The sequence below is a fragment of the bacterium genome (genome assembly GCA_027622355.1).
In the GTDB taxonomy this organism is placed as follows: Bacteria; UBA8248; UBA8248; order UBA8248; family UBA8248; genus JAQBZT01.
In genome coordinates this window covers 1-4,505 of record JAQBZT010000242.1, presented here as the reverse complement: position 1 = coordinate 4,505, position 4,505 = coordinate 1, and the positions used below count along the sequence as shown (strand labels likewise).

General features: G+C 64.7%; 4 protein-coding genes. 2 read left to right on the top strand and 2 right to left on the bottom strand.

Annotation, left to right across the window (positions count from 1 at the left end):
• Positions 1–302 (bottom strand): hypothetical protein (locus O2807_12420; protein ID MDA1001304.1); only part of this gene is annotated, 302 nt, incomplete at its 3' end.
• 61 nt (positions 303–363) lie between these two features.
• Complete coding sequence (locus O2807_12415) at positions 364–1,338, bottom strand: ABC transporter substrate-binding protein (protein ID MDA1001303.1); 975 nt, start codon at positions 1,336–1,338, stop codon at positions 364–366.
• 377 nt (positions 1,339–1,715) lie between these two features.
• Between O2807_12415 and O2807_12410 the strand changes: the two genes are divergently transcribed.
• Both O2807_12410 and O2807_12405 read left to right on the top strand, forming a co-directional pair.
• Positions 1,716–2,768 carry a homoserine dehydrogenase gene (locus O2807_12410; GenBank protein MDA1001302.1) on the top strand — a complete coding sequence of 351 codons (1,053 nt, stop codon included), beginning with the start codon at positions 1,716–1,718 and terminating at the stop codon, positions 2,766–2,768.
• A 21-nt stretch (positions 2,769–2,789) separates the two neighbouring features.
• Positions 2,790–4,397: a thiamine pyrophosphate-binding protein gene (locus O2807_12405; GenBank protein MDA1001301.1), complete on the top strand. Its 1,608-nt coding sequence runs from the start codon at positions 2,790–2,792 to the stop codon at positions 4,395–4,397.
• Positions 4,398–4,505 lie beyond the last annotated feature (108 nt).

The following is a 4,505-nucleotide window of genomic DNA, read 5'->3' as shown; positions in this document are numbered from 1 at the left end:
AGCCCCTTCTCGCCAAGGGCCGCGCCGCCCAGCGCCGGAAGCCGCCGGAAGCCTTCTTTTCGAAAAAAGGGCTCCCCCAGCTCTGCCGCCAGATCTCGCAGCGTGAGAAACGAAACGCCGGCGTAGGCCCGCTCTTTCGCCAGAAGGGCCTGAAGGTGATCGCGGAGGCGGTTCGAGGTGACGAGGACGCGCCGCTCACGGAGGGGGTCGCCCGCCGCGAAGCGATCCAGCGCAGCGGCGAGAAGCGCTTCGAGCCGCCGGAAAGGGGCCGCATACAGAATTTTCGTGGCGGGAACCGTCACAGGCGGATCCCCTTTTCAGGGAAAGGGAATCGCCCCCGGGCGGCGGATGCGAAAAGGCGATTCAGATAAATCTTTCGTCCCGGACAGATTCGCCGAAAAGCGCTTCGACTTCCAGGAGACGCGGGGTGAGCCCCTGCTGGTGCGCATAGCGCACGAGATTTTCCAGCGTGCCCCGGTTCGCCTCGAACCCATAGGGCCAGAAATCTTCCCCGAAAATCTCCCGCGTCTCATCCATCACCGCGGGCAGGAAGGGGATCATGGCGGCGAGGGCGCCGGTGTCGAGGAGCGCGCCCTGCGTTTTGCGCTTGGCCTCCCACAGCGCTTTGTAGAGGCTTCGCAGCGCCCAGGGCGCCTCTTCGTGTACCGCCTTGCGGAGCACCACGCAGTGCATGATCGGATGAACGCCCGTCCGGCGGTAGTAGTCGAGTTCGGCCTTTTTGTAATCGGGAAAAAGGCGCTTCACCCGCGGGGAGCCCTGCGCAAAGCAATCGGGGACCTGGTGGAGGAGCGCACCGTCCACCTCGCCGGATTCCAGCAGGCCGGAGACGTTTTCGCCCTTCTTCAAATAGCGGAGGCGCGCGCCCGCCGGCATCGGGATCGGCACGCGCGGCTCAATGGCCGCCACCCAGTCCACCGTCTTGATGTCGAGCCCGTATTCCTCGCAGAGGATGCCGATGATCCACACCACGGCGGTCATCCCCCACTCCCGGATGGCGATCCGCTTGCCGTTGAGATCGGCCGGAGTCTCGATGCCCGCATCCGTGTTGGCGTAGACCATCGAGTGCCGGAACACCCGGCTCGGAAACGCGGGGATCCCGATAAAAGGATTCTCCCCCGTTCCGGTGAGGTAGCAATGCGCCCCCATGGACATTTCGGAGAGATCGAACTCCTGAAAACGGCACATGCGGTAAAAAATTTCCGTCGGCGGAAGGGTGAAAACCCGCAGATCGATCCCCTCGGGCCGGATGTCGCCGGTCCGGAGAACGTTCATCCGATCGTAGCCGCCGAAGGCCGCCGTCAGTGAGAGATTCGCCATTCCGGCTCCTTTTCGGGGTCAGTGGGACAGCCATCTCCAGGGATTGTTGCCCGGAACGCCCATATCTCTCACACCCACCGGGGGGGCGCAAGGCGTTTGCCCGGGATGTGGTCGTGGGTCCGTTTGCGGGGTGGACCCGCGGTGTCATTCCGAAGGAGCGCAGCGACTGAGGAATCTGCTGTGGAAAAGCAGATTCCTCGCGCCGGGCACCCCGGCGAATCTCCGATTCGCGGGAGGCCCTCCACCGGGGGGCCCGTCTCCGGCGCTCGGAATGACAAGAAAAGCAAGCAAACGAACCCATTGCCCGGGATGTTCTTGACCCTGCACCCCCTGCATGGCATGAGAGGGGGCCCAGTGTCCTCTTTCCGGGAGAAAAGATGTCGAAGCCGGTTCGGATCATCATCTGCGGATTCGGGCGGGTGGGGAGGAATTTCGCCCGCCTGCTGGATGAGAAAAAAGAATACCTGGCCCGCGCCTTCGGCTTCTCATCCCTCCTTCTGGGCGTGGGCGAACTTGGGGGGAGCGTCTATTCCCCGGATGGATTGGACGCTGCCGCCCTCGCGGAATTTTTTGAGAAAAGCGGAACCCTGAACACAGCGGCCGGCCTCCGCCAGACCGACTGGCAGCCCGACTGGCAGGGCATTGATTTGATCCATCGCGCCGCGGCGGATGTCCTCGTCGAAACCACGCCGACCGACATTCACACGGGGGAGCCCGCCCTCTCGCACATCCGGGCCGCGCTGGAGGGGAAAATGCACGTGGTGAGCGCCAACAAGGGCCCCTTCATCCGGCACTACCCGGCGCTCCGGGAGAAGGCCGCGGCGGCCGGGTTGGCGCTTAAACTTTCCGCGGCGGCCGCAGCGGCGCTGCCCACCCTGGATGTTGCCCAAACCTGTCTGGCGGGCACGGAGATTCGCGCCATCGAAGGCATCCTGAACGGAACCAGCAACTTCATCCTCAGCCGGATGCGAAGCCAAGGTGTTTCCTATGCGGACGCGCTGGCCGAGGCGCAGCGGCTCGGAATCGCCGAGGCCGACCCCGCGCTGGATGTCGAAGGACACGACACCGCCAACAAGCTCGCCCTCATCGCCAATGTCTGCATGGGGCTCGACATCGCCCCCGAGGACGTGCCGAAGGAGGGGATTCAAGGCGTTTCGCCAGAAGACATCCAGGCCGCCACCGCCGGGGGCCGCGTCATCCGCCTCATCGGAAAAGTCGAGCGGACGAAGGACGGCGGCTTTCAGGCGAGCGTTCGCCCCGAGGCGCTTGCGCCCGATCATCCCCTGGCCGGGGTTGACGGGGCGGAAAAAGGAATTGCATACACTACGGACACGATGGATCGCGTCGCCGTGATCGGCGGAAAGAGCGATCCGCGGGGGGCCGCCGCCGCCATTCTCAAGGACATTCTCAATATCTACCGCGATTTCTAGCGGCAGCACGGAGCGATTTCGATGACAGGAAACAATGCCGACCTCATTGTCCGGATGCTCAAAGACGCAGGCATCACCCACGGCTTCGGCATCCCGAGCGGGCAGGTGCTCCCCCTGATCGAGGCCATGCGCAAGGGGGGCATCGAATTCGTCCTCACCGCGCACGAGGGCTCGGCGGGCTTCGCGGCGGACGCCATGGGCCGGATGACCGGGGTGCCCGGATTCTGCCTCTCGACGCTCGGCCCCGGGGCCACGAACCTCGCCACGGGCGTGGGAGACGCCTATCTCGATCGCTCGCCGCTCATCGCCCTGACCTGCAACATCCCGACCCACCAGATGGGGCGAAGGATACAGATGCACATCGATCACCACACCCTTTTCCGGCCCCTCACGAAGGCCAGCTACCCGCTGCGGAGCGGACAGATCGCCTCGACAATCGCGGAGGCGCTCCGCATCGCCCTGAGCGAGCCCTTCGGGCCGGTGCACCTCGATCTGCCGGTGGATGTTTCCCTCGAGAGCACGGCCGAGGCGCCGCTGCCGCCTCCCGCGGGGATCCCGCCCGCCAAGGCGCCGGCGGAGGACCTGCGCAAGGCCGCCGAAATTCTCCAGCGGGCCAAGCGCCCCGTCGCCGTTATCGGGATGTCGGCCCTGCGGATGAAGAATCCGGAAAATCTCGTCCGCCTTCTCGAAAAACACCAGCTCCCCTTCGCGACAACCACCATGGCCAAGGGCATGGTGGACGAGGACCATCCCCTCTCCCTGGGCTGCATCGAGCGGGCGCTGCGCAAGATGCAGCGGAAATTCCTGAAGGAAGCGGATCTGATCGTCGGCCTCGGCTACGACCCCGTCGAAGTGGAATACGAGCAGTGGATCGGCGGGACGAATCTTCTCAGCATTGACGTGGACCCCGTGGACGCCGATGACACCGTTCAGGTGGTCCACCAGGCCGTGGGCGATTTCGATCACGCCATCGCCGAGCTCCTCTCGCTCGATGGGGGCCCCGGCGAGTGGCCCGCCGGTGCCGCCCTCCAGCACAAGGAAGCGTTCCAGCGGGCGCTCCGCCCTTCATCGGAGGGATTCGCCGCGCATCTCGCCATCGATGCCGTCCGCGCCGTGCTTCCGCCGGACGGCGTTCTTGCGTTCGACGTCGGGGCGCACACCCACCAAATCGCCAGCCAATGGACCGCGCACGCGCCGCGCACTTTTTTGATCACGAATGGATGGTCCTCGATGGGCTTTGGCATTCCCGCCGCCATCGGCGCGAAAGTGGCCCGGCCCGATCTTCCGGTGGTCTGCATTCTCGGGGATGGATGCTTCCAGATGACCTGCGGCGAGGTGGCCACGGCGAAGCGGCTGAACCTGCCGCTCCCGATTGTCGTGCTCGACGACAGGTGGCTCTCGCTCATCCAGATCAAGCAAAATCGCCAGGACATGCAAATCTACGGAACGGAGCTTCAGCGGGAAGAATACCGCGAGCCGCCGGCGCACTACTTCGGCGTTCCCGTGGTCTGCGCCCGCGGCCCCGAGGAGTTGGAGAAAGCCGTGCGGGAGGCTTTACACGCAGGCGGCCCCACGGTCATCGAGGCCGTGATCAACCCTTCCCATTACATGGACACTGTTTTCGACTGATTTGCGCGGCATGTAGTGCGGCAGTTTGCTTGTTTTCCCTGTCATTCCGAGCGCCAGAGGCGCGAGGAATCTGTTTTTCCACAGCAGATTCCTCAGTCGCTGCGCTCC

Bases quoted from the DNA above. Each gene is read 5' to 3' on its own strand.
- O2807_12415 (MDA1001303.1), bottom strand. From the start codon at position 1,338: ATGGCGAATCTCTCACTGACGGCGGCCTTCGGCGGCTACGATCGGATG.
- O2807_12410 (MDA1001302.1), top strand. From the start codon at position 1,716: ATGTCGAAGCCGGTTCGGATCATCATCTGCGGATTCGGGCGGGTGGGG.
- O2807_12405 (MDA1001301.1), top strand. From the start codon at position 2,790: ATGACAGGAAACAATGCCGACCTCATTGTCCGGATGCTCAAAGACGCA.